Genomic DNA, 26,502 nt, shown 5'->3' with positions numbered 1-26,502 from the left:
ATGTTAAGTTACTTTTGGGTTAGCATCCACTCACGCGTCGGCGGCTTTTGCTTTCTCGTCCTTTTTCTTGTCGGCCTTTTTCTTGCTTCCCTTGCCTTTCTCGGCTTTGCCCTTCTCAGACTTGGCCTTGCTGTCTTTTTTGGTGACTACTGGCAGATTCTGGCTTTCCCACTCGCTCATGCCCCCCTGCAACCGGCAGACAGTAAAGCCCTTGGCCTTGAGCGTACGCCCGGCATTGCCGGCGTGCTGGCCCAACTTATCCACCAGCACCAGGGTTTTGCTCTTGTGTGGCTCCAGCATGGGCAGCTGGTCATTGACTTTATTGTGGGGAATATTGAGAGCGTCGACGATATGGCCGGCCTTGTATTCCTTGGCTTCGCGCAGGTCCACCACCACGGCTTCACCCTGGTTGATCAGGCGGGTGGCGGAATGAATGGACAGAGTGGCGCCACCTTTGCGGCCCTCGGTCCAGATGTACAGGTAAATCAGCGCCATCAGCAGGCTCACCAGGAGCCACTGTTCACCGACAAAGGTAATAAAATCCACGGATTTTCGCTTCCTAATCGAGTTGTTTTGCGCCGCTATGATAAGGCCGGAAATGACCTCCGAGCCTTCGGTTTTGCGGTCGAGTCACATATGGCCCTTGGTTTGGCCAATGAGGCCGGGCAGTATACACGAATGTCAGTGCTGTGAGGCCAGCCGCCATGGAGATAAATACCCGAAAACGGTAGAATTGCGGCCCGAATTATTCTTTATCCCACAGGATCCCGACTGACATCATGACTGACGTGAAAAAACCGCTCGTATTGCTTGTTCTCGACGGCTTTGGCTATTCCGACAACCCCAAGCACAACGCCATTCTGACCGCCAAGTCTCCAGTCTGGGACCAGGTGTGGGAACAGCGACCCCGCACCCTGATTCACACTTCCGGCATGGCCGTGGGCCTGCCCGAAGGGCAGATGGGCAACTCTGAGGTTGGTCACATGACCCTCGGTGCCGGTCGCGTGGTGTACCAGAATTACACCCGCATCAATAAAGCCATCACCGACGGCGATTTTTTTACCAATCCGGTTTATGTGGAAGCCATCGACAAAGCTGTAGAGGCCGGCAAGGCGGTACACATTATGGGACTGCTCTCCCCCGGCGGCGTGCACAGCCACGATGATCATATCAAGGCCGCGATGGACCTGGCTGCACAACGTGGCGCCAAGGAAATCTACCTGCACGCCTTCCTGGACGGCCGTGACGTCCCACCTCGCAGCGCCGAACAACCGCTGATCGAGGCCGAAGCCAAGTTCAAGGAGCTGGGTGTGGGCCGCATCGCCAGTATCTGCGGCCGCTTTTTCGCCATGGATCGCGATAATCGCTGGGACCGAGTGCAACAGGCTTACGATCTGTTGACCCAGGGCAAGGCGGATTACCGTGCCCTGACCGCAGGGGAAGGCCTGCAAGCCGCCTACGATCGCGACGAAAACGATGAGTTTGTGAAAGCCACCGTCATTGGCGAAGAGGCGGCCACCATCAACGATGGCGATGCCGTGTTGTTTATGAACTTCCGCCCGGACCGCGCCCGTCAGTTCTCACGCGCTTTTGTGGATGCCGGTTTCGACGGTTTTGAGCGCGCAAAGCAGCCCACTCTCTGTGCATTTGTTCAGACAACGGAATATGCGGCAGATATCAAAGCTCCTGTTGCATTCCCACCGGAAGATCTGGTGAACTCCTTCGGCGATGTAATGGCCCAGGCGGGCAAACAGCAGTTGCGAATTGCCGAGACCGAGAAATACGCACACGTTACCTTTTTCTTTAGCGGTGGTCAGGAAGACACATACAACGGTGAAGACCGAATCCTGATTCCATCTCCCAATGTGGAAACCTACGATCAGAAGCCGGAAATGAGTGCGTTTGAGGTAACCGAAAAGCTGGTGGAAGCCATCGAATCAGGCAAGTACGACGCCATCATTTGCAACTACGCCAATTGCGACCAGGTGGGCCACACTGGCGAATTCGAGGCCTCCGTCAAAGCCGTGGAAGCCGTAGATACCTGTCTGGGCAAGGTGTTCGATGCCCTGGAAAAAGTCGGCGGTGAAGCTCTGGTGACCGCCGACCATGGCAACGTTGAAGAAATGTTCGACGAGGTCTCCGGTCAGAAGCACACCCAGCACACAACCTTGCCGGTGCCTTTTGCCTATGTGGGCCCACGCTCGCTGAGCCTAAAGGACGACGGCAGCCTGGCCGATGTGGCACCCACCATGCTGGCCCTGCTGGAGGTGGAACAACCCGCCGAAATGACCGGCAGGAGCCTGGTGGAGCTATAAGGCCCCTTGTCGGCGCAGAGCGGGATTCGCTACACTCTCCGCTCTGCATTATCGATCCCGGACCCCCCTATGCTCAGGCCGCTCCTATTCCCACTCTTTGCTCTCGCCCTCCCGCTGTTGCTCAGCAGCAATGCGTTGGCACAACAATCCAGCGACGAAGATTATCAGGCGAAGATGCAAGAGCTGCAGCGCGCCATTAGCGAACTCAAGACCGAGCTGAGTACCGTTAAAAATACCCGCGATAAACTGCAACAGAACCTGCAGCGCTCCGAAGTGGATATCGGCAAACTGCTGAAGAAGATCGAGCGGCTCAAGGGGGAGCTTGCCAGCCAAAAAAAGCAGTTAACGCAGCTCAACCAGCAGAGGGTTGAGCTGCATAGCGCCAAGCGCGATCAGCAGAAGCATATTGCTGAACACATAAACACTGCCTACCGACTGGGCAACCAGAGCCAGCTGAAGTTGCTGCTCAACCAGCAGGATCCGGCCCAGGTAGCCCGCACCCTCCGTTACTACCAGTACTTTCTGGACGCCCGTGCCGACCAGATAGATACCTACCTGGACACCATCGCCGAACTCGATACGATTGAACCACGCATCCAGAAACGCACAGCAGAGCTGGAGACCAGCCGCAAACGTCTGGGTGAGCGCCATCGTCAGCTCAGCAAGCGCCAGGCGGAACGGGAGAAGGCTCTGGCCAGGCTGCAGCAGAGCATCCAGCGCAAGGACCAACAATTAGCCCAAATGGCGCAGGACAAGCAACAGCTGCAGCGCTTGCTCGACGAAGTCGCCGCCACTATCGCCAATCTGGCACTACCCGGAGACGGGCGTCCCTTTGGCAGTCAGAAGGGGCGCCTGCGCTACCCCACCAAGGGCAAAATTGTGCAGCGCTTTGGAAGCGCACGTGCTGCCGGCAAGCTTAAATGGGAGGGGGTGCTGATCAGCTCCAAAGAGGGAACACCGGTCAAGGCCGTCCACCATGGCAGGGTGGTCTTCGCCGACTACTTGCGCAGTTATGGTCTGCTGGTCATTGTTGACCACGGCGATGGCTATATGAGCCTGTATGCCCATAACCAGTCCTTGCTAAAGGATACCGGCGACTGGGTGAGTGAAGGCGATATCCTCGCCAAGGTCGGTAACACTGGCGGCCAGGCGCAAGCAGGGCTTTATTTTGAGATTCGGCACCAGGGCAAACCCACGGATCCGGCCCGCTGGTGCCGATCGGCCTAGTCCTCGTTCAAGCAACAGCAAGGAACTTCGACCCTCTTTCAAGTTCCAAGCTCCAGGGTCTACAATGCTAGGAGGCCCCTCTCGGTCCGGCCAGTGCGGCGGTACCGTCAAGTCATCAGGAGTTCACCATGCCTATCACTCAGCTTCTTCGCCCTCTTACCCTGTGCCTGGCTCTTGGCGGCCTTGCGAGCCTGCCACTGCAGTCACAAGAGCTTCAACCACAAGGGGAAGCGACGGAGCCTGAAGTCGCCGCTGAGGCGGCGACCGAGGCCAAGGGCAAGTTGCCACTGGACGACCTGCGTACCTTTACCAAGGTCTATGAGCACATCCGCAAGGGTTATGTGGAGGAAATTACCGACAGCACCCTGCTGGAATACGCCATCAAGGGCATGCTGTCTGAACTCGACCCCCATTCGGCCTACCTTAACGCCAGCTCCTTTGATGATCTGCAGGTCAACACGACCGGCGAATTCGGTGGTTTGGGCATAGAAGTGGGCATGGAAAACGGCTTTGTGAAAGTGGTCTCCCCCATCGATGGCACTCCCGCTGAAAAAGCCGGCGTCGAGGCCGGCGATCTGATCATCAAACTGGACGAGAAACCGGTCAAAGGCATGAGCCTGGGCGAGGCCGTGGACATGATGCGAGGCCCCAAGGGCAGCGATATCACGCTTACCATCGTTCGCGACGGTGTCGATCAGCCGTTTGAATTGGTGATTACCCGTGACACCATCAAGGTCCAGAGTGTGCGCACCCGCATGATCGAAGATGGCTATGGTTACCTGCGTATTGCCCAGTTCCAGGTCAGCACCGGTGCCGATACCCTGCGCGCCATAGAAAAGCTGCAGCGGGAGTCTGGTGAGCTGAAGGGTCTGATCCTCGATTTACGCAACAACCCCGGCGGCGTTTTGCAGGCCTCTGTGGAAGTGGCCGATGCCTTTCTCGAAGAAGGCCTGATAGTGTACACGGAAGGCCGGATCGACAACGCCGATCTCAGCTATGAGGCCAAACCCGGTGATGTCACCGATGGCCTGCCTGTGGTGGTTTTGATCAATGACGGTTCCGCCTCGGCCTCGGAGATTGTTGCCGGCGCTCTGCAAGACCATCGCCGCGCCGTTATTCTGGGAACCCAGAGTTTTGGCAAAGGCTCTGTCCAGACCGTGATTCCGCTCAGCGAAGAGCGCGCCATCAAGCTGACCACGGCGCTGTATTTCACACCCGAAGGTCGCTCTATTCAAGCTCAGGGCATCACACCGGATATTGAAGTGGAGCGCGCCAAGGTCACGTCACTTAAATCCCGCAGCCGCACCACGGAGGCGGATTTGCAGGGACGACTGGATAACGGCAATGGGGGCGAGGCCGTGGACAGCAAGCAGCGCGAGGCAGCCGAATTAAGCCGCGATGATCTGTTCAAACGCGACAACCAAATGTTTGAGGCCCTCAACTTGCTCAAAGGCATTAATCTATTCGGCCAGCGACACCAGTCCCAGCCGGCTCCGAGCATGGCTCAGGATATTAGCGAAGCGGCTGAACCGCCACTGGTATCTGACAACTGAGCAGGGCTACTTACGAACTGAATGGCAATTTTGCCCAACTCGACTGTCAGCTGCTATATTGCCGACCTCCACCCACTGGTTTAGGTCGGCTGTGTCACTACCCTGCTGTTCGCCACTGCTGCAATTCCAACCAATGCTGAAGATTGGCCTATTGTTGATCCTGGGAATTGTCGGCCCAACCCTCCAGGCTGAAACAGCTTATCCGCCAAACGACGCCAAGCCCGCACGCATAGCCATCATTATTGATGACCTGGGCTATAACCTTTCCCGCGGTTTGACCGCCGCCCGTTTTCCAGGCGCTCTGACATTAGCCGTCCTGCCTCACAGCCCTAATGGAGTTGCACTGGCGGAGCTGGGCTACGAACAGGGCAAGGAAATCATGCTGCATGCCCCCATGAGCACTCTCAAGCAGCGCCCCCTGGACCCTGGCGGCTTGACGCCTGCCATGACCCACGCTGAGTTTGTATCTACCCTGCGAAACAATCTGGCTGCCATTCCCCATGTCACTGGGCTTAATAACCATATGGGCAGTCATCTCACTCAATTGGTGCGCCCCATGGCATGGTTGATGATGGAATTGCGGCGGGAGAACCTCTTTTTTGTCGACAGTCGCACCAGCCCCGGGAGTATTGCCTGGGAAACGGCACAACGGGAAGCGATTCCGAGCCTTAAACGAGATATTTTTCTGGATAATGTGCGCCAAGATGCTGCCATTGAAAAGCAACTCCGCAAACTGATTCTCATCGCTTCGGAGCGCGGCTGGGCCTTGGCAATAGGCCACCCCTATCCGGAAACTCTAAGCGTCCTGAAGCACTGGGTACCTGAATTGGCTGGTTTGGGCATTGAACTGGTTGGGGTCTCACAGCTGTTGCCCAGCACGGCATCTGAACCCCTATCTGAGCCAGCTCCTGTTCATCAGTCAAAAATTGCTGTCTCCACCGCTGGCGCTTCTTCAGAAGATGGCACGCTGCTCAACACACCTTCCTTCGACGCACAAAATCCCCTGGATACACCTCAGAATTAGCAAAAAACTTGCAAAAACGCAGGAAAAATCTGGTATTTCTTAGCGCAACGACTCAAGACCGCTTGACCTTTTATAGGAACACGTTAGAGTTTCTGCTGTAGAGTTGGCGCGTAGCTTATCTTTTTCATGCGTTGTTCCAACTGTCAGCCCCATCGGGGCCTGTCGCCCAACACAACCACTTGGCATAGAGCTATAATGTGCCATAGAGATTGGCCGATAACATATTTAGAGGTACCAAAAGAGTCTCTGCAGCTGGGGGCTGCACGGGAAACGCAAGTGATGATTGCGCCACCCTGGAGACGCCATAGATGATCGAACAAAGACTGACAGTCTTGAAAATGTGCTTCAGACACAGGTAAAACGACCATGACCACTCGTTCAGGCGAACAGGGAGCGCCTCCGACCAGATCCGAGCGATTTTTTGAGTCGGATGGCTATTGGTATTACACCACCCGCGAGGGTGTGGATATTGGCCCTTTCGATCGGCTGGAAGACGCCCAGGTAGGCTGCTCTGACTTTGTCGACTTTATCAGCAGCACTGATCCCAACTTCCCCAAGACGCTGGAACAATATGCAGCCTGAGTATCAGTACTGCTGATCTCTGGCTTTCAGTTCAGCTACCCGCTACAAACGTACTTCGACGCCCTGCTGTTGCATGAAGCGCTTGGCTTCAGGTACCGAATACTCCCCAAAATGGAAAATACTGGCCGCCAATACCGCGTCAGCTCGGCCTTCTACAACCCCGTCGACCAGATGCTGGAGTTCCCCCACGCCACCTGAAGCAATCACCGGTACCGATACGGCATCGCTGATGGCTCGGGTCACCCCGAGATCAAACCCGTTTTTGGTGCCGTCGCGATCCATGCTGGTGAGCAGAATTTCGCCGGCGCCGTATTCCGCCATTTTCACCGCCCACTGCACCGCATCTATTCCGGTTGGCTTGCGTCCGCCATGGGTAAAGATCTCCCACTTTCCCGGTTCGCCGTCAGCACTGACCCGTTTGGCATCAATCGCGACAACAATACACTGAGCCCCAAAACGCTCAGAGGCTTCACGGACAAATTCTGGGTTTTTCACCGCTGCGGAGTTGATACTGACCTTATCCGCACCGGCATTCAGCATGGTGCGAATATCGTCAACCGTGCGGATGCCTCCGCCCACGGTGAGAGGAATAAAGACCTCTGAAGCAATCTGCTCCACAGTGTGTACCGTGGTATCACGCCCCTCGTGGGTAGCGGTGATATCGAGAAAGGTGATTTCATCGGCGCCCTGTTCATTGTAGCGCTGGGCAATTTCGACGGGATCACCGGCGTCGCGAATACCCACAAAATTAACCCCTTTGACAACACGGCCATTGTCTACATCCAGACACGGAATAATGCGCTTAGCGAGACCCATACACACCTGCTCGAATTCGGTTTGGCTAGAGGGCGGCGATTGTAACGCAAAATGCGCTCTATGGGATCATTTGGCCCCGTCGGTTCGCTTTTTGTCGAGGTACATACGTTCGTCCCCGCAACTGAGCAACTCCTGCACGGTACGGCCATCGGCAGGAAAGCTGGCACAGCCAACGCTGATGCCAATCCGGTATTGATGCTGCTCCATTGCCACCGGTTGCTCCAGTGTCGACTTTATGCGCGACACTAGTGCATCACACTCGGTTTCACTCATTTGCTGATCCAGTACCAGCAGGAACTCATCGCCACCAATGCGACCAATGTCCTCATTGAGACGCAGTGCCTCCCGCAGGCGGGAGGCCACTTCGATAAGCACCCGGTCGCCATCGAGGTGGCCGCCCAGATCGTTCACCTGTTTAAAGTCATTGAGATCGCAAAACAGCACATGACACTGCCGTCCCTCGCGATCGGCATGCGCCAATGATTTTTGCAGTTGGGCGAGAATCTGTCGGCGATTAGGCAGACCTGTCAAGGCGTCCAGGTTGGCCTGGCGACTGAGCTGATCCTGTGCCCGCTTCAGAGCGGTAACGTCATGAGCAGCCACCACGGCCCCCGAAATGACACCATCCCGCTCCTGCAGAGGCTCGTAGGATACTTCCATAAATTTGGGACTGGCATAGCCTGGAAAGGTGAATTCCTTGCGGTAAAAAACCGACTCCCCACCGAAACAGCGGTCCAGATAGGTGCGGGCCACCTGTTTAAACGCTTGCTCTCCTATCACCTCCGACACGTGCCTGCCAACAATTTCCTCCCGCCGTCGCTCAGTGGCACGCAAGTAGGCGTCATTCACCATTCGGTAGCGATAATCCAGGCCGACAATGGACAGATGGTCCTTCACCCGGTTGATGATGCTAATCAATGCGTTGATCTGCGAATGGCTCAATGGCTGCTGGCGGGACTCTTCCATGCTCGATCACTCCACGTATGAATTGAGTATGGATCAGCAATGAGGGAATCGCAGGAATTCGGCGCAATTTTTTCCGCGCACCAAAAGAGTGCTAGTTGATGCCAAAACCTGCTTTGAGACGCCATTAACATCGGGATTCAGTTAAACTGGCTGGGCCTTGAGGCACTTATTGCCCCGTGCCACGTCTAAAAGAACATGGACAGACCCAGTTTGAATAACCACACCCCCTTTGATCAGCGTGCGGTCACCCGATTTCGTACCCACCTCCCCTGCGAAGTGCGGAGTGAATCGGTGGTTGCCGAAGCCCTGCTTCTGAATTTATCCCGCTGTGGCTTGCAATTGCAAAGCGGGGGCGAGCTGGTGAATGCGCTCATGCCTAACATCCAACGCCCGGACCCCCATCAACCCCTTCGCCTCCAGGTCGGCTTTCAAGTGGAAACCAGTAGCCGCGAAAACGTCCCAATCGGCATGCAATGTCAGATTATCTACACTAGGCGCCTGGCCCAGGACCGTTTTTTAATTGGCTGCCAGTTTAATGACTTTGAGCAGGGATGCGCCGAGGATCTGCAGGATTATCTGCTCAACTTTGCAGAACCGATGGGTTGAATCAGGCAGCAGGGAAGCGTCTGCTGAGCCTCCAGTGCTGCCTTGGAATCAGACACGGCCGTTCCAGCCGACAAAGTTCTTCAATAACTGCAGGCCCGCTGTGTGGCTCTTTTCCGGGTGAAATTGCACCGCGAAGAGGTTGTTGTGACTAAGTGCAACATCGAAATCAACCCCGTAATGACAACGACCGACCACCTCATCCTGGCGCTCGGCTGACACGTAGTAGCTGTGCACAAAATAAAAGCGGCTGCCATCTTCGATACCTTGCCACATTGGGTGATCACGCAACTGCCCCACCTGATTCCATCCCATGTGAGGCACCTTAAGGTGGGTGCCCTGCTCGTCATGCAGATCCTGTCCGAAAAACTTAACCTGCCCTTCTAACTGCGACAGACATTCGATACCGCCATTCTCCTCACTATGCTGCATCAGCGCCTGCATACCGACGCAAATACCCAGCACCGGCTTGCCACTGGCGATGATTTCCGGCACCAGCTGATCAAATCCGAGCCGACGGATCTCGGCCATACAGTCGCGAATAGCACCAACGCCGGGAAAAATCACATGATCGGCCGATTCAATCACCTTTTTGTCGGCACTGATCAGTACTTCGGCGTCGGGAGCGACGTGCTCCAGGGCACTGGCCACGGAGTGAAGATTGCCCATGCCATAGTCGATGACCGCCACACGATTGCTTGCCATATTTCTGCTCTCTTTAAGATAGTCGGTCGAACTTACAAAGTACCCTTGGTGGAAGGCATCATGCCTGCCATCCGTGGGTCCAGCTCCAGCGCCATACGCAGTGCCCGCCCAAAGGCTTTGAACACAGTCTCAATCTGGTGGTGCGCGTTGTGGCCCCGCAGGCAATCTATGTGCAATGTAACCTGAGCGTGGTTAACGAACCCCTGGAAAAACTCCCAGAACAGCTCAGTATCGAACTGGCCAACCCGTTTTTGGGTAAAGGGCACATTCATAATCAGCTCGGGTCTGCCGGAAAAATCGATCACCACACGGGACAGGGCCTCATCCAGAGGGACATAGGCGTGACCATAACGACGAATGCCCTTTTTGTCGCCCAGAGCCTGGGATATCGCCTGCCCCATGGTAATACCGATATCTTCAACCGAATGGTGGTCATCGATATGATTGTCACCATTACAGGTCACGTTAAGGTCGATCAGCCCATGCCGTGAGATCTGGTCCATCATGTGCTCCAGAAAGGGCACCCCGGTATCAAATTCACCCTTACCGGTGCCATCGAGATTGGCACTGACGGTAATCTGGGTTTCCAGGGTGTCACGACTAACAGTTGCGGTACGTTCCGCCATAATACTCTCCGTCGGAGGGCGATCTCCGTTTGATGTTGCTGGCCCGAGGGCCGTGAGGCGCGGATTATACCCCGCACTTGGGGGTTGGCCCAGTCCAAAGCCCACTCAAACCCGGCGCTTGTCAAGCTATGGAGCAAATGCAACAATGTAACGGTCAAGATTAAATATCGATCAAATCTGCAGCAGCTCCAGCTAGCCAAACGTCCATGTCCACCATTGCCTCAACACCTTTGCTGCGCCAGCGCTGGCGGCAGCATCTGCGCTGGGTACCCTTACTGGTACTGCTGGTGGCTTTGGCACAGCTGTCCACGGCTACCCACTGGCATCTGGATGATCATAGCGTCGTTGATTGCAGCCTCTGTCTGCAGCAGGCGACCGAAGGCGATGTAATGGTAGCCCCGGCCGCTGGGCTTACTGATATCGCCTTGACCGGGCCATCGACTCCAGCCGTCCACAACGGTTTTGGCGCGGATCTCACGGCTTCTTTCTCCATTCGTGCGCCACCGGCGCTTTTACTCGTCCAAGTCTGATTATTACCGGGCTCTGCCCGATAACACTACCGAGTATTACGGGGAGGCCTCCTGAGGAGGGTGCGTTCCTGTGGAGAAGATCATGAAAAACCGTTATATACCCCTGGCCGCCGTGATGGCCGCTGTTCCTGTTTCTATGCTGTCGCCGCTGGCCGTCGCCGTTAATCCACACCACGATATGGAAGAGATGGTGGTCAGTGCCTCTCCCATCCACAGCCAGCACAGCGATAACGCCCGTCCTATCTCGGTACTCAACGGTGAGGAGCTGCGCAATAAGGCCGCCGCCACCCTCTCCCAGACCCTGACCGGGCAGGTGGGTATCAGCGCCGCCTCCTTTGGTCCTGGTGTCGGTAATCCGGTGATTCGGGGCCAGAGCGCCAACCGGGTTAAGGTGATGCAGGACAATCTCGACACTCTGGACGCCTCAAACACCAGTGCCGACCATGCCAACACCACTGAGCCTCTGCTGGCGGAGCAGATCGAGGTACTGCGGGGTCCGGCCACCCTCCGTTTTGGCAGCGGCGCCATCGGTGGTGTGGTGAATGTGATCGATAACCGCATTCCAGGCCAACTCAAGAAAGAACCCTTCAGTGGTGCCCTGGAAACCCGCCACAACAGCGTCAATGATGAAACCGCCAGCGTCCTGCGCCTGGATGGCCAGCGGGCCCTGGAAGCCGGGGGGCACTTCGCCTGGCACGCGGATGCTCTCTATCGCGAAAGCAACAATGTGGATATCCCCGGTTTTGCCAACGAGGAAGAACCGGAAGAATCCAGTGATGGCTTTATCGAAAATTCCAATGCCAACGCCAAAGCCGGCAGTCTGGGCTTTTCCTGGATCGGTGAGCGTGGTTTTGTTGGATTCAGTGTGAATCGCCAGGAAAACAATTACGGCATCCCAGCCGGCGCACACGAGCATCATCATGATGAGGAAGAGCATCATGACGACGAGGATCATCACGAGGAAGAAGAGCACCACGAGGATGAGGAACATCACGAGGAAGAAGAACACCATGATGACGAGGCTCATCACGACGAAGAGGGCCATGAAGATGAAGCCCCGGTGCGGGTGGACATGGAGCAGACCCGCTACGATTTGAAAGGCCAGCTCAACCAGCCCTTTGCCGGCTTTGACAAGCTGACCTGGCGAGCCGCCTATAACGACTATGAGCACACTGAGCTGGAAGGTGCCGAAATCGGTACCCTATACACCAGTGAGGCCTTTGAAACGCTGATCGAACTGGTGCACAAAGAACGCAACGGCTGGATAGGCGCTTTTGGTCTGCAGCACCTCGACCGCGACTATGGTGCCGAGGGTGAAGAAGCCTTTATTCCTTCCATGACCAATATCCAGCGAACCGGTCTGTACTGGATTGAAGAAAAGCACTGGAAACATCAGTGGCTGGAATTCGGTTTGCGCCTGGAACAACAAAGTGTGGACCCCGACGATGCCCGCAGCATCGATCACGACTCCACCAGTGCCTCACTGGGCTATCACTGGAGCCTGGAAGATATCCATCAGTTCAGTGTGGTGCTGGGCATGGCGGAACGAGCGCCGAGCATGGAAGAGCTGGTGTCTGATGGCGCTCACATTGCCACTCAGACCTATGACCTGGGTGACCGCAGCCTGGACACCGAGAACAGTCGTAACCTGGATTTGGGCTACGAGTGGCAGCCAGCTCCTGGCGGCCTGGTTTCCGATCTGAAAGTAAATGTGTTTTATAACGATATCGGCGATTACATATACCAGCGCAACACCGGTGAAGAAGATCACGATTCCGAGTTCCTGATTTTCCAGTACGACCAACAGGATGCGACTTTTAAAGGCGCGGAAGTTGAACTCAATCTGTCTCTCAGTGAATCCGTGAAGCTGAGACTGTTTGCAGACGCCGTTCGTGCCGAATTTGATCAGGGTGGTGATGTACCCCGCGTTTCTCCGGACAGGGTCGGCGCTGAGTTCAGCATTGAGCAGACTCGCTGGTCAGGCTCACTGCAGATCATCGAAGCCGGTGAACAGGATCGTCCCGGCGAGGGCGAGGAAGCCACCGATGGTTACACCCGCCTGGATGCATCGATCAATGTGCCATTCTCCGTTGGCGAAAATAGTGGATTGGTGTTCTTCCGTGCAACCAATCTTCTCGACGAGGAAATCCGCCACGCCACTTCCTTCCTGCGCGAAGTTGCGCCGGAAGCGGGTCGCGGGCTGAGTGCCGGTGTGAGGTTCTCTTTTTAACGACATCAACCATTAGTTGATTCACATCAAAAACCTTTTCGACCACTGCTGTAATCTACAACCATGATCAACGACACAGAGACAGGAGAGTGTCATGGCAGATGCAGTAGTGGTAGGTACCTTGGGAATGGCGATCAGTATGGGTGCTATTGTCGTCGGCGCCACACTGGCAGGACTGTTTCTGTACTGGGCTGACGGACGCGCCGATCACGGCGACGCTCACTGAGCTTAAAGGCCCGGAATCATACGTTTCAATCAACTTCGCCTTCTACTCCTTAGTGAGTAGTTTGCAACACAGTTCCCAATAGACCTTTGGCTATCACTCGGGCCGTTTCGAAAGAAACTGGCCCATTTTTTTATTCCCCTGATCGATAAATTGGACCACTGACCTGCTTCAGTCTTTCGGCGGTTGTATTTGAAAAGTTGCGACAAAAGCGCTACAAACTCCTGAGACCAGTTAAAGGGAAACTGTACGCTTGCACACCGACGACCAACCCTCCGAGCTGACCTTACTGAATTGGGCCGAGGCTCTGGAACACTACGCGCGCGACTGGGATACCACTTTTGAAAATAAACCCAGTTATTACACTCAGGAATATTGGTATCTGTTTATCAATTGCCTTAAGGGACAGTGGCGCGGCAGCCCACTGACGATAAGCCAGGCCTGCCAGTCCATGAAAACCGGGTCCCAGCGCACCCGCGAAGAACGCATAAAGAAAGCCGTTCTCGACGGTTATCTGGAAAAACACAAACACCCGGAAGATGGGCGCGAGATCGCTCTTTTACCCTCGGAAAAGTTGCAGCGGGTTATGATTGGGCACCTGACGCGAACCTTGAAAGAAACCCTGACGCTGTTGTCTCAGGTGGCAAAATAAAATACCCGCAGATTTAACCGCAATATCTGCGGGTGTATTTTTGCGCCAGCCCACTAAAGTACTGAGAACCCGGTAAACAACGCCATACTCTATCGGAGTCCTCGGTTATGAATAATTTTAACAAAACAGCATTATGCCTGACCCTCTCGGCCACCTGCGGTGTCGTTGCAGCCGCAGGGGCGCCTCTGGCCATCGAAGAGGTTACGGTCACCGCTGAACGCCGTTCCGCCAGTCTGCAGTCGGTGCCACTCTCAGTCTCCGCCTTTTCCAAAGATTCCTTGCAGACGCTGCAAGCCACAACCCTTGGTGATATCCAGAACGCGGTGCCCAACCTGACCTTGCACGACGGCGACGCCTCCAACGCGGTGGTTTACCTGCGCGGGGTTGGCCAAATCGATTCCTTGTCATTCGCTGATCCCGGTGTGGGCATCTACCTCGATGATGTCTACCTCGGGCGGGCGCAGGGTGCTTTTCTGGATGTGCTGGATGTTGAGCGCATTGAGGTACTGCGGGGCCCCCAGGGCACACTTTATGGCCGTAACACCATTGGAGGTGCCGTCAAATACGTTTCCACGCCGGCCAGCGAGGAGTTTTATACCGAACTGGAAGCCAGCTTCGGCAACTACCAGCGCCGGGATTTGCGCGCCACCATCAACGGCTCCCTGATAGAAAATCACCTGTTTGGCAAGTTTTCCGTTGCCTCACTGGACCGGGAGGGCTACTCCGATAATCTGTTTGACAGCAGTGACGATGGTGACAAAGACACCATCGCCTGGCGTGGCGACCTGCTCTGGCAGATCAATGAACGCCTGCAGTTGGATGTCGCGTTGGATCGATCCTCCGGTGACAGTGACACCTCTCGCACACCGGTTAGAGAAACAGCAGTCTTCGGTATTCCTGCCAATACGGACGTACGAAGAGTGGATGCCAACTTTAATGATCGTAATGAACTGGAGGTAGAAGGATTCTCCATGCGTGCGCGCTGGGACTTGAATGACCAGTGGCAGTTCAAATCCATCAGTTCCGTTCGAAGCATGGACTACCGCACCCATTTGGATCTGGACGCCACTTCCCTGGCGTTATTTGGCGTCTTTGTGGATCAGGAGCAGGAACAATGGAGCCAGGAGTTTCAACTCAGTTTCGACAACGACTCCACGCGGGTGGTCGCCGGGCTGTATGCATTCCACGAAGAGGATGACACCGAATCGGGGATCTTTGGGCCTGACCTTGCCTTTGTTACTAACTCTCTGAACCGGCAGGAGAACGACAGCCTGGCGCTCTACGGCCAACTCAACCAGCAGCTGGGCGAAAGTTTGACTCTGATTGCAGGTATACGCTATACCCGCGAAGATAAGGACTTCTCACGCCAGCAGGAGTTCTTTGACCCCGCCACAGCCTACCCGCCAAGGCTGGGTCAGGGGCTTCTGATCACTGATGTTCGGGCACACGATACTTGGTCGGAAGTCTCTCCCAGACTGGGATTACAGTACCAACTCAACGCCGATGTGATGGTGTTCTTCAATGCCAGCCAGGGCTTCAAAAGCGGTGGTTTTGACGGCCGCTCACAGACCCCGTTCCAGGCCACCCCCTACCAACCGGAAATTCTAACCGCCTTTGAGGCCGGGATTAAATCCCAATGGTTGCAGCAGCGCCTGCGCTTTAATGCCGCCGTTTTTGTGAATGATTACAAAGACCTGCAACTGAGCAGCTTTATCGCCGACGACGGGGGCAGCTTTGCTGCACTGTTTACCAATGCCGGTGAAGCGAAGATACAGGGACTGGAAATCGAACTGACGGGGCTGGTTACTGAAAACCTGAGCGTGGACGTTAATCTCGGCTATATGGACGCCGACTACAAGGAATATATCGGCCCCAACGGCACTGACATCAGCGCTCAGCGCCATCTGGTGAATACCCCTGAATGGACAGCCAGACTCGCCCCACGTTATACCCTGCCGCTGGGAGACCTGGGTGATCTGACCTTCAGCCTGGATGTCAGCTATCGGGACAAAACCTACACCACCGTGAGCAGCAGTGAAGTTCTGGCCCAGGATGGCTATAGCCTGGTCAATGCCGGCATCAGCCTGGAAGCACCAGACCAGCGCTGGCGCATTGCCCTCGGGGGCAAAAACCTGACCGATAAGGCGTATCTGGCGCACGGCTTTGATCTGTCGGACAGCTTGGGCTATCAGCTGGGTTACTACGGCGCACCAAGAACTTACAGCCTCACTGCATCCTATCGATACTGATCACCGAAGAGCAATCCCATGGAATCCAGCAATGCCTCTGCTCAACAAACTCCCGACATGGACGTCACTCTCAATCAACTGAATCAGCCATCCCAAGCATTTTTGCAGAATCTTGCCGTACCCACTACAAAAGACTCACAGAGCTTACTCCTGCACTCGCGGCGAATGCTGTCATCGCTGTTCCTTCAGTTCGGTCCGGCCCCCGCAGAGGTAGCGCGGCGCGAGCGACATTGGCTGAACGGGGCCAGCGGTGACTTCGCTGTGGATCTGTTTTGGCCAGCGAACGCGGCTAATGGCCAACCTGATAGCGAGCCGTTACCCACACTGTTGTTCTTGCACGGCGGAGGCTGGTGCCAGGGTGATCTCGAGAGTTACGCCGATCTGATGCGTTACCTGTGTGCCCACAGTGGCTGCCTGGTGATTAATGTCGATTACCATTTGGCGCCTGAGCACCCATTTCCTGCAGGTCTGGAGGATTGTGTTTCCGCGTTACAATGGCTGCAGGAGAACCATGACCAACTAAACGCCGATATCAACCGCCTGGGAATCATGGGCGACAGCGCCGGAGGCAATCTCGCCACTGTAACCTGCCGCCTGGCAGCGGAGCGAGCGATGCAACGGCCAGCGGCCCAGTTTCTGCTCTACCCGATGACCGACCTGAGGCATGACATCGATTACCCATCGCGGCAACACCTCGGCGGTGGCGAATTGCTGCTGAGCGAAGCTCAGATTGAATGGGTGCGGGATCTCTATCTCAAAGATTCTGAACTGGTTTATGACGCCAGGGTTTCTCCGTTGCTGGCGGAGGATGTCAAGACAATGCCACCGGCCTTTATTTTGACAGCGGGATGTGATCCGCTGCGGGACGAAGGATTTGCCTATGCCCGGCATTTGGAAAAACAGGGCGTGCCAGTGGAATATCACTGCCAGCCGGGCGCACTGCATGCGTTTTTATCGTTGCCCAAGGCGCTGCCCCAGGGTTACCCGGGCCTGCAACTGATCTGTGAGAAAGTCAGACGATATCTGAAGTAGTACCCTGACCTGAGGCGGGTTCAGAGATCAGCCTTGCCACCAGCTCTGGTGCCTGCATGGGCATAAAATGCGTTAACTCTGGCAGGCAGATGTCATGGCCATTGGGAAAATGGTCCGCCAGATTGGGCCAGGTGGGCGAGTAGCGGAAGTCCATGATGTCTTCCTGTGTACGCGGTTGCATCGCTCTGACGACGGTCACCGGCACTTCGATGGAAGCCACCTGGTCCAGAATCGTCTGATTACTGCATACCGTATCGTAGATCCGGGCTTCCAGCTGCGGCGGGCAAGCCAGCTCTACGTCGGCGTCCGGCGTTGGCACTAGACCATAGCGACAATAGTCTTGCATCGCCTCAGCGGTAAACAGGCTGTATGGCAGACGCTCGCGGTAGCGTTCGATCATTGCCTCCACATTTTTAAATACCGCTCGCCTGCGCGCCGCAGGATGGGTGGGCTCACTGGTCAGAATGTTGGGGTTCCACATGTCGTAGAAAGCGGGCTCGAGAATCACCGGATCGATCAGCAGCAGGCGCTGGTAAAGTTCAGGCTGGGCAGCTGCGGCCACCACAGTGGCATGCCCTCCCATGGAGTGCCCAACACCAAAGGCTTGCGTAACCTCAAGATGGTTTAGCAGCGCTTGCAGATCTTCGCCAAAATCCCGCCAGCTGTCGAATGAACGCTTGTCGCTGTGACCGTGACCTCGTTGGTCAAGGGCTATAATGTGCCGATCCCCCAGATGGCTGATCACCTGATCCCAGCAGCGGGCGTGGAAACCGGTGGCGTGGGCCAACACCAGTGTCGGAGCCTCGCCCCGAAAGGCTTCCCCCCACTGGTAGACTGACAACTCTCCCCCGTTGGCGTTGATTAGCTGATGATTGGGCTGCGACTGCGGCATCCGATGGCTCCCCTTTTATGACTCATTGATACCAGTTTACCTTGCACAATGGTACCGGAGGATGCTGTTACCGCTTAATTTAATTGACTTTTTCGAGCAGCGGCCCGGTCAGGCCGCATCGTTGATGGGGTGATAATCGGGATCGAAGCGACTGCGAGCCACCTGGTCGGCGATAACATTTGTGGACTGATCACTGCTGGCCGCACGCCGGAACACTTCGGTGAGGGTGCTGCTGATGCACTTGGTCATGTGGCGCTGGGCCTGAGCGTAAGGTAATCCGCGGGTTTGGTAGTAAACATCGATAATGCCGCCCGCATTGATCACATAGTCCGGCGCATAGAGAATGCTTTTGGCCTTCAGGGCATTGCCGATATCGTCATAGGCCAGTTGATTATTGGCTGAGCCTGCAATGACTCCCGCGCGAAGCTGGTTGAGCACGCGATCATCAATGACCGCTCCCAGTGCGCAGGGAGATATGACCTCAACGTCCTGATTGAATATTTGCTCAGGAGGCACCACAGTGGCACCAAACTCCCGCCGTGCACGGTCCGTATTGTCACGGAATATATCGCTGACGAGTAATTGTGCCCCGGCTTCGTGCAGCAATTTGGCCAGACGATAACCCACATTACCCATGCCCTGGATGGCTACCCGCATGTCGCGAATATCGCTGGTCTTGTAACGGTGAGCTACAGCAGTCCGCAATCCCAGGAATACCCCATAGGCGGTGGCGGGCGCCGGATCACCCCGCTCGCCATCGTGTTTGGCATAACCGACGACGTGAGGCGTCTGTTCCGCCATCACCCGCATATCAGCCTCGCCCATGCCGGAGTCTTCGGCCACAACGTAACGGCCATTGAGGCTGTCTACGAAGCGCCCCATGGCCCGCAGCATATCCTTGGTCTTATGTTCTCTCGGGTCCCCCAGAATCACGGATTTACCGCCACCCAAGGGCAGATTGGCCGCTGCGGACTTGTACGTCATGCCACGGGAAAGGCGCAGCACATCATTTAATGCCTCGTCGGCGCTGCGGTAGTTAACCATGCGGCAGCCGCCCATGGCGTTTCCAAGGCAGGTGTTGTGAATGGCAATAATGGCATTGAGGCCTGTCTCCCGGTCGTGGCAAAACGCCACGTGCTCATGATCGTCGTAGGAGCGATGCTCAAATACACTCATTGTCAGCCTCCACGGGTAATTTCCTCTACGTCTAAAGAAATTTTAGGCGACAACAGCAGGCAAATTTTTGTTTTCTGCCGGCAATTCCGGACTATAGTGAATAAATAAACCGAGAATTGGCGCTTTGAAGGAAAATTTATGCAGGATTCAATATCCAGCATCGACCTGAAGATTCTCAAACAGTTACAGGACGACTGCAGTCTCACCGCAGCGCAGTTGGCTGACCGAATCGGACTGTCTCAGAGCCCCTGCTGGCGCCGGGTCAACCGTTTGGAGCAAGAAGGCTTTATCCATAAGCGCGTGGCTTTGCTGGACGCCGAAAAGCTGGGTATGGACGTAGTAGTATTTTGCACCGTAAACCTCTCTGTCCACGGCAGACAGTCATTGGAAGAGTTTGAAGAAGCCGTGCGGCGGTTACCGGAAGTGACCGAGTGTTACACCATGACCGGCACCATGGACTACATGCTCAAGATCGTAACCAGGGATATCCGGCATTACGAGCAGTTTGTAAGAACCTTTCTTTCGCAGATGCCCGGCATTCAGGAGATTCATTCCAACGTGGCGGTCACCACCATCAAGAACACCACTGCTCTGCCGTTGGATACTCAGCTGGATTGACGGTGCTCGTGCAATAATTTCACCACAAAGTCGTCCAGCGCCTGACGCTGGGCATCGATTAACACCGGCAGTGGAAACTCTGCGGGCAGATTTTGCCGCAGTATGCGACCAAAAATGCTGTCCACATGACAGGCGACACCGATACACCCCTGGGACTGCAACTGACGATATCGCTCCATTAGCTGACCCATAGCGCCAGAGGTAAAGCCCGCGGTTTCGTCCGGGTGCTCGTAGAGAATCCAGCTGTCGAGAGAGGCAGCAGTTTGCTCCACTTGGTCAAAGGCCTGATCAATTGCGATAGCATCGAAATCCGCAGAAGGGTATGTATGAACTACCTGCCCTTCAACCAGAATATGCTTATATTCCCCGATCACCGTCATCAAGCTGTCTAACCTGAAGTCCCCTGAATATCTTCAGTATAGCTGAGACCGCAATGGGGGGAATATCAACTTTTCTCAGGTGACTCTTTCGTTTACGTACAGACCTGGAGCCTGACACAATGGCGGATAGCGGTAACTTCCCAAACGCTCAGGCGCGACTTGCTCCTCATCTGAGTGCTCCACCAGCCACTGCTGCCAGTGCTCCCACCAGCTGCCACTGTGGCGCTGTGCATCAGCCCGCCATTGGTCCGCGTTGGCCGGGCGCGAGTCGTTGGTGTAATAAAAAGTATTGGCAATACCCGGTGGCCGCAGAATACTTTGAATATGCCCGCTGGTACTGAGCACAAACGTGCAATCGGTATTCAGCAGGTCGGGCACTTCGTAGCATTTTTTCCAGGGCATCAAATAGTCTTCGTCGCCGCCGACACAATAAAAATCCATGCTAATTCGCCGAATATCAACTGGCTGCCCCTTGACCACCAACCGACCGGGCTCGGCAAAGGCATCGTCAATCAGGATATCCAGAAAGTCACTGTGCAACCCCGCCGGCAAGCGGGTGGAGTCGTTGTCCCAATAAAGTATATCCATCGAGGGCGGTTCCTTGCCCAGCAAGTAATTGTTCACCCAGTAGTTCCAGACCAAATCCGTTGGACGCAACCAGGCGAAGATATGTGACAACTCCTTGCCGTTCATGAAACCCTGGGCCTGTGACCGTTTTCGACTCAACTCCACGGCTTCACGGGTGGCGAACAAACCTAGCGCGGAGGTGTCATCTGTTTGCAGCGCGGTCACAAACATGGAATGAGAATGCACCAGCGGTTTGTCGACGGCCGCCAGGTAACCCAATAGCGCCATGGAAGTAATACCACCGGCACAGGCGCTGGCCAGGTTAATGCTGTCATTGCCGGTAATTTCGCACATCACCTCAATGGCTTTTTCCAACTCGGTAACATAGCGATCCAACCCCCAGTCAGCGCAGTGTGCATTGGGGTTACGCCAGCTGATAACAAATGGTTGAATGCCCTGCGTCTTGAGGTAGTGCACCAGGCTGTTTTTGGGTGTCAGGTCGAACACGTAAAATTTATTCACCTGAGGCGGGACAATAAGCACCGGGCGCTTTTGTACGGTTTGTCCTTCTTCCATACGATACTGGATCAGCTCCAATACATCACTGCGGTGCACCACTGCTCCCGCACTGTTAGCAAGATTGCGGCCGACCTCAAAGGCGTCTGACTTTATCTGGGTGGGCATACCGTGGTTGGTGCGCCAGTCCTGCAGGAGATTACTGACCCCATCGACATAGCTCTTGCCACCGGTCTGAAACGCACGCTTAACCGCTACCGGATTCATGGGCGAGTTAGTGGGCGAGATTAACGCGCTAACCTGCTGGTAGAGAAAATGGGTGCGACGATGATCCGCATCATCCAGATCGAGATCATCCACCCAACCGGATACTTCCCGATCCCAGGCTAAGTAGGTTTGCAGTGTCTTTCGATAGAGAAAGTTTTCTCTCCAGACCGCGTCACGAAAACGTTTATCGCCCCGTTCGGGTTCAATGTCCGATTTGTTGGTGGCAATCCTGGCTACTTCCTTGACGAAACTTGAGCAGTGATCAACAAACACCTCTGGTTGCCGGGACGTTTGCCGAAAGAACAGCCCAAACGATTCCAGCACACCTTTGCCGGGCAGTTTTTTGTCTGACTTCGACACATTGGAGCCGGCGGAAGCCTCGGCTTTGGCAACCTGGACATCAGAACTGGCTTGTGTCTTCAAACTGGCCGTTGATGTTGTTCTGGTAGTCGTTTTTGTTGCGTCGCCAGAACTCGCTTTTGCAGTTTCATAGCGAGATTTGCGAAAAGCATTCACGAAGCGATTAAGTTTCTGCGCACTGCTTTGAACTCGTTCGAGACTGGACAAGAGTTCATCATCAGGACAGTCTAGAGAAATCTCGTTAATAACGGAAAGCGGTTCGCGTCGAAAAACGGTTCCGTTGCCGGCGGCGATCTCAGTTGGCAAGTCCGCCAACTTGATGTCCACTGAAGCTTCCGGGGCAAGAGCCGCCAGCTCCGGAATTGGGCTGCCTGAATTCATTGTACTTCTCACTGCTGTTAATTCGGTCGGCAACACCTAGATGGAATACCAACCTGCATCGAAAGATGCGCACAAGTAACACCCTACCGGTATCAATCAGGCGGCGGTGGTAGACTCAGTTTTGCTGGTTTTTTTAGCCCGACTCGCGGTACTTTTCTGCGCTTGCAACTGCGAAGACAACTCAGTAATTGAGTCGGCCATGTCTTTCATCAGAGAAGTCATCTCGTCCATGTCCTTTCGACTGGGAACGCCCATAAAGTGCAGAGAGCGATTCACACCTTCGTCGATCATGTGTTCAACGTCTTCGATGCGTTCCTGGGCCTTGTGCTTGATATCTTCGCTGGCAGATGTGAGCTTTTCGCGACGCTCCAGAATCCGGCGAGGGGGGTTAAACTCAACCTTGGCTCCTTTTTCCGCCATTTCCCGCGCAAATTCGGTGATCTTTTCTTCCGCAGTCACGGCGGCACCCAGGCAGGTGTGCCAGGCGAATTTGTAGGCGTTCCCCACCTGACCAACCAATTGACGTATTGGCTTTTTGGGGGTTGTGGATTGTGTTACTTCAATTTCATTGGCAACTGACATGTCTATAACCTCAAAAAAATGTAGGCCATCTGATGTGGCGTTTGATCAGAAGAAACTGGAGCATCTGGAAGCGGCTATCCTTGCCCTGATAAATTCCCTGTTTGTGGAGTGTGACAAAATCGCATCCGAGATTGCTGGCGCCCCTGGATTTGAGATACTCAACGAGTTTCGGATTCAGGGCGCTTGGTACAGTTTCAAAATATGGAGATTAACGGTGACTTGTCAATGAAGAAACGATGAAAAAATTGTTAATCTTGAAATGGCGCGAAACATCGCCCCACAAAGGTGCAAGAAATTGTGACAGGGATAAAACATGGCGCAGGAGGCTGTCTTTTTTTCGTCATTTTCGACGTTGTTTAAAAAAACGGTCACAGACGCTTGATAAATCATTAGCGATGCACATACTGAATTTCTCATGCCCCATTAGGCCATCACAATGAATGCACCCGCCGACTGCACGATCGACATTGAGGAGAGCTTCGTGGAGGTCATGGGTCTGCAGATTCGTATTGCCCGTAAAGCGGGTTGCAGTCAGCGACCACTGCTGTTGTTTAATGGTATCGGTGCCAATACGGAGATTCTCTATCCGCTCATGCAAGAGCTTAAAGGCATCGAGTGCCTGACCTTTGACATGCCCGGTATCGGTTTGTCAGAGGTTTCGAAGATGCCGATGCGATTTAAGGGCCTGGCGCGAATGTCGACCCAAATTCTCGACCATTTCGGCTATGGCAAAGTCGACGTTCTGGGGGTTTCCTGGGGCGGAGGTATGGCGCAGGAATTTGCCTACCGTTACCCCAAGCGCTGCCAGAATCTGGTGCTGGCAGCGACCAGTGCCGGCGCCATTATGGTACCGGGCAAACCATCGGTGTTTATGAAACTGTCGAACCCGAAGCGTTACTTTGATAAGCATTATCTGCGCGACATCGCCCAGCACATTTATGGCGGCGAACTGCGCAAGGACCCCCAGCTTATGGAAGAGTACACCGATCGCGTAAGGGCGCCCAAGTCGGCACAAGGGTATCTTTACCAGCTTTATGCCGCCTCGCTTTGGACCAGTATTCACTGGCTATCGAAATTACCTCAACAAACGCTGATTCTCGCCGGTCGGGACGATCCATTAGTGCCCATTGTTAACGCCCGCATCCTCCACAGTCGAATTCCTTACAGTCAATTGATCGAGGTGGACTGCGGCCATCTGTTACTGATGACCCGAATGGTGGAGATCTCTGCCAGGATTGTGGAATTTCTGCAATTTGCCGACATTGACTCCGGCCACGACGCCGAATCAGGTCACGGCGTCGTGCACTGATACTGAGGAGATAGACCATGCTGACCGTCACCATTATCTTTCTCGCCTTTACGTTGTGGACCCTGTTCCACTGGCAAACCCTGCCGGAGCTGCTGACCAATGAGTCCGAGGGCGAACCCTGGCCGCTCAGTATCCACCATACGGCGACCCCGATTCGCTTGGTGGTGATGACGTTAATCTATGCCGGTTGGAGCTACTTTTTACTCTATGTCATGACCTCCCTGCTGGAAAACATCATGACTCCGGAAAGAGCATCCTGGTTGGCCCTGGCACTACTGATCGGCGCCCACTTCTTTCCCTATCTGTCCGGTTTGTGCTCCTTTGTGCGCTACTTTTTCCAGCGCCACTTGTTTTTTCCGTCTTTGCCCAGTCATCAGGAGGATCAGATCATTGGCGTGTTAATGGGACAGGCGGTAAAGGGTGGTAACTTGAGGAAGGAAATCAAGCATCTGCAGAAATTGCTCAAGCAGGAATTTCGCTCCCCTATCCATGCATTCAATCTGGTAGGACTGCGCAATGAGCACAAACTGGTGCGACAAGAATATAAAAGCCTTCGTCGTAAGGGCGTATTAAAACAACGCGAGCTTGATGAGTGGGAACGCCAGCTTCTGAACTTCCATTTGTATTCCTGCTACCGCCTGTTGACGCGAATCACGCTGGCCCGCTACTGGGCCGGACGGGACCGCCGCCGGGCATTTCGCGAGCTGGGTTATCTGATCAAAATCGGCGACGGAGATATCTATGCCAAAGCCAGGCGATTGAAATATGCGCTGTGGAATATTCTATTGCACGGTCATTTGCGAAGACCTCACGCGCACCAGGGCAGCAAATCGGCCCAAACTCAGTGACCTGTCTTACAGACCTGTCTCAAAGCCCCATGGCCTGGCGAACGATAGCGTTTTTTAGTGGCGCCAGGCCATTGAGCTGACGCATGCCTTCATTGCGTAACCAGCGCACGGGCAAGTCGCGGGTGCCAAAGAGGCGCTTGAAAGCTTCCATGATTGCCATCATGCTGAGATTGTGGCTCTTGCGACGGCGCTGATAGCGTTTAAGAATGGAATGCTCCGAGAGAGGCAATTGGCGCTCGCAGCCACGAAGGATTTCCTCCGTTAAAACTGCAACATCCAGAAATCCGAGGTTGACCCCCTGCCCTGCCAGGGGGTGGATGGTATGAGCGGCGTCCCCTACCAGAGCCAGGCCTCTGTCTACATAATCGGTGGCGTGGCGCTGGCGCAGTGGAAAGCTGTAGCGCTTTGCCACATCAACGATATCACCGAGACGGTATTCGAAGGCATCAGCCAATGCCTTGCGGAACGCTTTGTCATCCAGTGACATCAACTCGTCAACGAGTTGATCTTCGATCGACCATACGATTGAACTGTAGTTGGAACAAGCGTTACCCGCGTCGCTCTGCAACGGCAAAAACGCCAGAGGGCCGGTTGGCAAAAAACGCTGCCAGGCGGTGAACTGATGAGAAAGCTCCGTCTTGACGGTGGTGACAATGGCACTGTGCCCATAACTCCATTCTCGAGTATGCAAACCCGCCATCTGGCGTATCGGCGAGTTGGCACCATCGGCCGCGATGACCAGAGGCGCGTGCAGCTCTCGGCCGTCTTCGAGATTGACGAGACGAACCTCTCTCTGTTCATCATATTGCACGTTCAGCACTTTGGCCGGACGCAACAGATCGATGGCATCGAGCAAATCGATCCGGCTGAGCAGTGCACGGGTTACCACGCTGTTTTCAACAATATGGCCAAGGCTTAGCTGCTGCACTTCGCGACAATCGAAATGAATCTGACCGGTACCTTCAGCATCCCAGACATCCATATCGGTGTAGGGGCACACCCGTTGCGCCACAATGTCATGCCAAACATCGACCTGTTCCAACAGTGAACGGGATGCATGAGTTAAAGCGACGACTCTCGGGTCAAAATCGGTTCCGGAAAACTGCGCCGGATCTCCACCGGCTTCCACCACAGCGATGCGCAGGTGCGCCCCCTCCGGTGAGCTTGCCAGTGCACAGGCCATGGCGCTGCCGACAAGACCGGCGCCGACAATGATAAGGTCGTAGAATTCATGAGTAGATGACGATGTGGTGTCCATAATCCTGGATTCTTT

26 protein-coding genes are annotated in these 26,502 nt (G+C 54.9%); 15 read left to right on the top strand and 11 right to left on the bottom strand.

Annotation, left to right across the window (positions count from 1 at the left end; all coding sequences use genetic code 11):
- Nucleotides 1-30: 30 nt before the first annotated feature.
- On the bottom strand, nucleotides 31-546 hold the full coding sequence (locus HBA55_RS08730) for a rhodanese-like domain-containing protein (protein WP_338109378.1): 516 nt from the start codon (nucleotides 544-546) through the stop codon (nucleotides 31-33).
- Nucleotides 547-779: 233 nt separating this feature from the next.
- Here HBA55_RS08730 and gpmI point away from each other — a divergent pair, with 233 nt between their 5' ends.
- The 5 genes from gpmI (at nucleotide 780) to HBA55_RS08705 (ending at nucleotide 6,701) form a co-directional block, all read left to right on the top strand.
- Nucleotides 780-2,315 (top strand): 2,3-bisphosphoglycerate-independent phosphoglycerate mutase, encoded by a 1,536-nt coding sequence (gpmI, locus tag HBA55_RS08725; RefSeq protein WP_166989434.1) that lies wholly within the window; start codon nucleotides 780-782, stop codon nucleotides 2,313-2,315.
- A gap of 69 nt (nucleotides 2,316-2,384) precedes the next feature.
- Nucleotides 2,385-3,542 (top strand): murein hydrolase activator EnvC family protein, encoded by a 1,158-nt coding sequence (locus tag HBA55_RS08720; RefSeq protein ID WP_166989433.1) that lies wholly within the window; start codon nucleotides 2,385-2,387, stop codon nucleotides 3,540-3,542.
- 128 nt (nucleotides 3,543-3,670) lie between these two features.
- Entirely contained in the window at nucleotides 3,671-5,095 is a 1,425-nt protein-coding gene (locus tag HBA55_RS08715; protein WP_166989432.1) for a S41 family peptidase, read from the top strand.
- A gap of 133 nt (nucleotides 5,096-5,228) precedes the next feature.
- Entirely contained in the window at nucleotides 5,229-6,119 is an 891-nt protein-coding gene (locus HBA55_RS08710; RefSeq protein WP_166989431.1) for a divergent polysaccharide deacetylase family protein, read from the top strand.
- Nucleotides 6,120-6,485: 366 nt separating this feature from the next.
- On the top strand, nucleotides 6,486-6,701 hold the full coding sequence (locus HBA55_RS08705) for a DUF6316 family protein (RefSeq protein ID WP_166989430.1): 216 nt from the start codon (nucleotides 6,486-6,488) through the stop codon (nucleotides 6,699-6,701).
- A 42-nt stretch (nucleotides 6,702-6,743) separates the two neighbouring features.
- Here the strand turns inward: HBA55_RS08705 and hisF are convergent, their stop codons facing one another.
- Both hisF and HBA55_RS08695 read right to left on the bottom strand, forming a co-directional pair.
- Complete coding sequence (gene hisF, locus HBA55_RS08700) at nucleotides 6,744-7,517, bottom strand: imidazole glycerol phosphate synthase subunit HisF (RefSeq protein ID WP_166989429.1); 774 nt, start codon at nucleotides 7,515-7,517, stop codon at nucleotides 6,744-6,746.
- A 66-nt stretch (nucleotides 7,518-7,583) separates the two neighbouring features.
- Nucleotides 7,584-8,483, bottom strand: a complete 900-nt coding sequence (locus HBA55_RS08695; RefSeq protein WP_166989428.1) for a sensor domain-containing diguanylate cyclase — start codon at nucleotides 8,481-8,483, stop codon at nucleotides 7,584-7,586.
- 210 nt (nucleotides 8,484-8,693) lie between these two features.
- On the opposite strand from HBA55_RS08695, the gene HBA55_RS08690 reads away from it, so the two are divergent.
- Complete coding sequence (locus tag HBA55_RS08690) at nucleotides 8,694-9,089, top strand: PilZ domain-containing protein (protein ID WP_166989427.1); 396 nt, start codon at nucleotides 8,694-8,696, stop codon at nucleotides 9,087-9,089.
- Nucleotides 9,090-9,137: 48 nt separating this feature from the next.
- Here HBA55_RS08690 and hisH read toward each other — a convergent pair whose 3' ends face one another.
- On the bottom strand, nucleotides 9,138-9,791 hold the full coding sequence (gene hisH / locus HBA55_RS08685; RefSeq protein ID WP_166989426.1) for an imidazole glycerol phosphate synthase subunit HisH: 654 nt from the start codon (nucleotides 9,789-9,791) through the stop codon (nucleotides 9,138-9,140).
- 32 nt (nucleotides 9,792-9,823) lie between these two features.
- The gene (gene hisB / locus HBA55_RS08680) at nucleotides 9,824-10,417 is read right to left on the bottom strand and encodes an imidazoleglycerol-phosphate dehydratase HisB (RefSeq protein ID WP_166989425.1); all 594 of its coding nucleotides are present in this window, start codon (nucleotides 10,415-10,417) and stop codon (nucleotides 9,824-9,826) included.
- 206 nt (nucleotides 10,418-10,623) lie between these two features.
- Here hisB and HBA55_RS08675 point away from each other — a divergent pair, with 206 nt between their 5' ends.
- From HBA55_RS08675 to HBA55_RS08655, 6 genes are all read left to right on the top strand, one after another.
- Nucleotides 10,624-10,947 carry a hypothetical protein gene (locus HBA55_RS08675; protein WP_166989424.1) on the top strand — a complete coding sequence of 108 codons (324 nt, stop codon included), beginning with the start codon at nucleotides 10,624-10,626 and terminating at the stop codon, nucleotides 10,945-10,947.
- Between the two features lie 82 nt (nucleotides 10,948-11,029).
- Nucleotides 11,030-13,177, top strand: a complete 2,148-nt coding sequence (locus HBA55_RS08670) for a TonB-dependent receptor (RefSeq protein ID WP_166989423.1) — start codon at nucleotides 11,030-11,032, stop codon at nucleotides 13,175-13,177.
- Between the two features lie 94 nt (nucleotides 13,178-13,271).
- Nucleotides 13,272-13,403 carry a hypothetical protein gene (locus HBA55_RS37765; protein WP_277345539.1) on the top strand — a complete coding sequence of 44 codons (132 nt, stop codon included), beginning with the start codon at nucleotides 13,272-13,274 and terminating at the stop codon, nucleotides 13,401-13,403.
- 250 nt (nucleotides 13,404-13,653) lie between these two features.
- Entirely contained in the window at nucleotides 13,654-14,052 is a 399-nt protein-coding gene (locus HBA55_RS08665) for a hypothetical protein (protein WP_166989422.1), read from the top strand.
- A 107-nt stretch (nucleotides 14,053-14,159) separates the two neighbouring features.
- Nucleotides 14,160-16,301 carry a TonB-dependent receptor gene (locus tag HBA55_RS08660; RefSeq protein ID WP_166989421.1) on the top strand — a complete coding sequence of 714 codons (2,142 nt, stop codon included), beginning with the start codon at nucleotides 14,160-14,162 and terminating at the stop codon, nucleotides 16,299-16,301.
- Nucleotides 16,302-16,319: 18 nt separating this feature from the next.
- The gene (locus tag HBA55_RS08655; protein ID WP_166989420.1) at nucleotides 16,320-17,333 is read left to right on the top strand and encodes an alpha/beta hydrolase; all 1,014 of its coding nucleotides are present in this window, start codon (nucleotides 16,320-16,322) and stop codon (nucleotides 17,331-17,333) included.
- Here the strand turns inward: HBA55_RS08655 and HBA55_RS08650 are convergent.
- Nucleotides 17,314-18,225, bottom strand: a complete 912-nt coding sequence (locus tag HBA55_RS08650; RefSeq protein ID WP_166989419.1) for an alpha/beta fold hydrolase — start codon at nucleotides 18,223-18,225, stop codon at nucleotides 17,314-17,316. The genes HBA55_RS08655 and HBA55_RS08650 overlap by 20 nt on opposite strands.
- A gap of 108 nt (nucleotides 18,226-18,333) precedes the next feature.
- Nucleotides 18,334-19,401 carry a Glu/Leu/Phe/Val family dehydrogenase gene (locus HBA55_RS08645; protein WP_166989418.1) on the bottom strand — a complete coding sequence of 356 codons (1,068 nt, stop codon included), beginning with the start codon at nucleotides 19,399-19,401 and terminating at the stop codon, nucleotides 18,334-18,336.
- Between the two features lie 138 nt (nucleotides 19,402-19,539).
- Here HBA55_RS08645 and HBA55_RS08640 point away from each other — a divergent pair, with 138 nt between their 5' ends.
- On the top strand, nucleotides 19,540-20,019 hold the full coding sequence (locus tag HBA55_RS08640) for an Lrp/AsnC family transcriptional regulator (RefSeq protein ID WP_166989417.1): 480 nt from the start codon (nucleotides 19,540-19,542) through the stop codon (nucleotides 20,017-20,019).
- On the opposite strand, the gene HBA55_RS08635 is transcribed toward HBA55_RS08640, so the two are convergent.
- The 3 genes from HBA55_RS08635 to HBA55_RS08625 form a co-directional block, all read right to left on the bottom strand.
- Nucleotides 20,007-20,402 (bottom strand): hypothetical protein, encoded by a 396-nt coding sequence (locus HBA55_RS08635; protein WP_166989415.1) that lies wholly within the window; start codon nucleotides 20,400-20,402, stop codon nucleotides 20,007-20,009. The genes HBA55_RS08640 and HBA55_RS08635 overlap by 13 nt on opposite strands.
- A gap of 72 nt (nucleotides 20,403-20,474) precedes the next feature.
- Entirely contained in the window at nucleotides 20,475-22,490 is a 2,016-nt protein-coding gene (locus HBA55_RS08630; RefSeq protein WP_166989413.1) for a PHA/PHB synthase family protein, read from the bottom strand.
- A 96-nt stretch (nucleotides 22,491-22,586) separates the two neighbouring features.
- The gene (locus HBA55_RS08625; protein ID WP_166989411.1) at nucleotides 22,587-23,072 is read right to left on the bottom strand and encodes a phasin family protein; all 486 of its coding nucleotides are present in this window, start codon (nucleotides 23,070-23,072) and stop codon (nucleotides 22,587-22,589) included.
- Nucleotides 23,073-23,508: 436 nt separating this feature from the next.
- Here HBA55_RS08625 and phaZ point away from each other — a divergent pair, with 436 nt between their 5' ends.
- On the top strand, nucleotides 23,509-24,381 hold the full coding sequence (gene phaZ, locus HBA55_RS08620; RefSeq protein WP_166989409.1) for a poly(3-hydroxyalkanoate) depolymerase: 873 nt from the start codon (nucleotides 23,509-23,511) through the stop codon (nucleotides 24,379-24,381).
- A 17-nt stretch (nucleotides 24,382-24,398) separates the two neighbouring features.
- Nucleotides 24,399-25,229, top strand: coding sequence for a hypothetical protein (locus HBA55_RS08615; RefSeq protein ID WP_166989407.1), 831 nt, complete (start codon nucleotides 24,399-24,401; stop codon nucleotides 25,227-25,229).
- A gap of 19 nt (nucleotides 25,230-25,248) precedes the next feature.
- On the opposite strand, the gene HBA55_RS08610 is transcribed toward HBA55_RS08615, so the two are convergent.
- Nucleotides 25,249-26,487: a UbiH/UbiF/VisC/COQ6 family ubiquinone biosynthesis hydroxylase gene (locus HBA55_RS08610; RefSeq protein ID WP_166989405.1), complete on the bottom strand. Its 1,239-nt coding sequence runs from the start codon at nucleotides 26,485-26,487 to the stop codon at nucleotides 25,249-25,251.
- Nucleotides 26,488-26,502: the final 15 nt, after the last annotated feature.

The organism is Pseudomaricurvus alkylphenolicus (genome assembly GCF_011683955.1).
In the GTDB taxonomy this organism is placed as follows: Bacteria; Pseudomonadota; Gammaproteobacteria; order Pseudomonadales; family Cellvibrionaceae; genus Pseudomaricurvus; species Pseudomaricurvus alkylphenolicus.
This window is presented reverse-complemented; position numbering and strand designations above follow the sequence as displayed.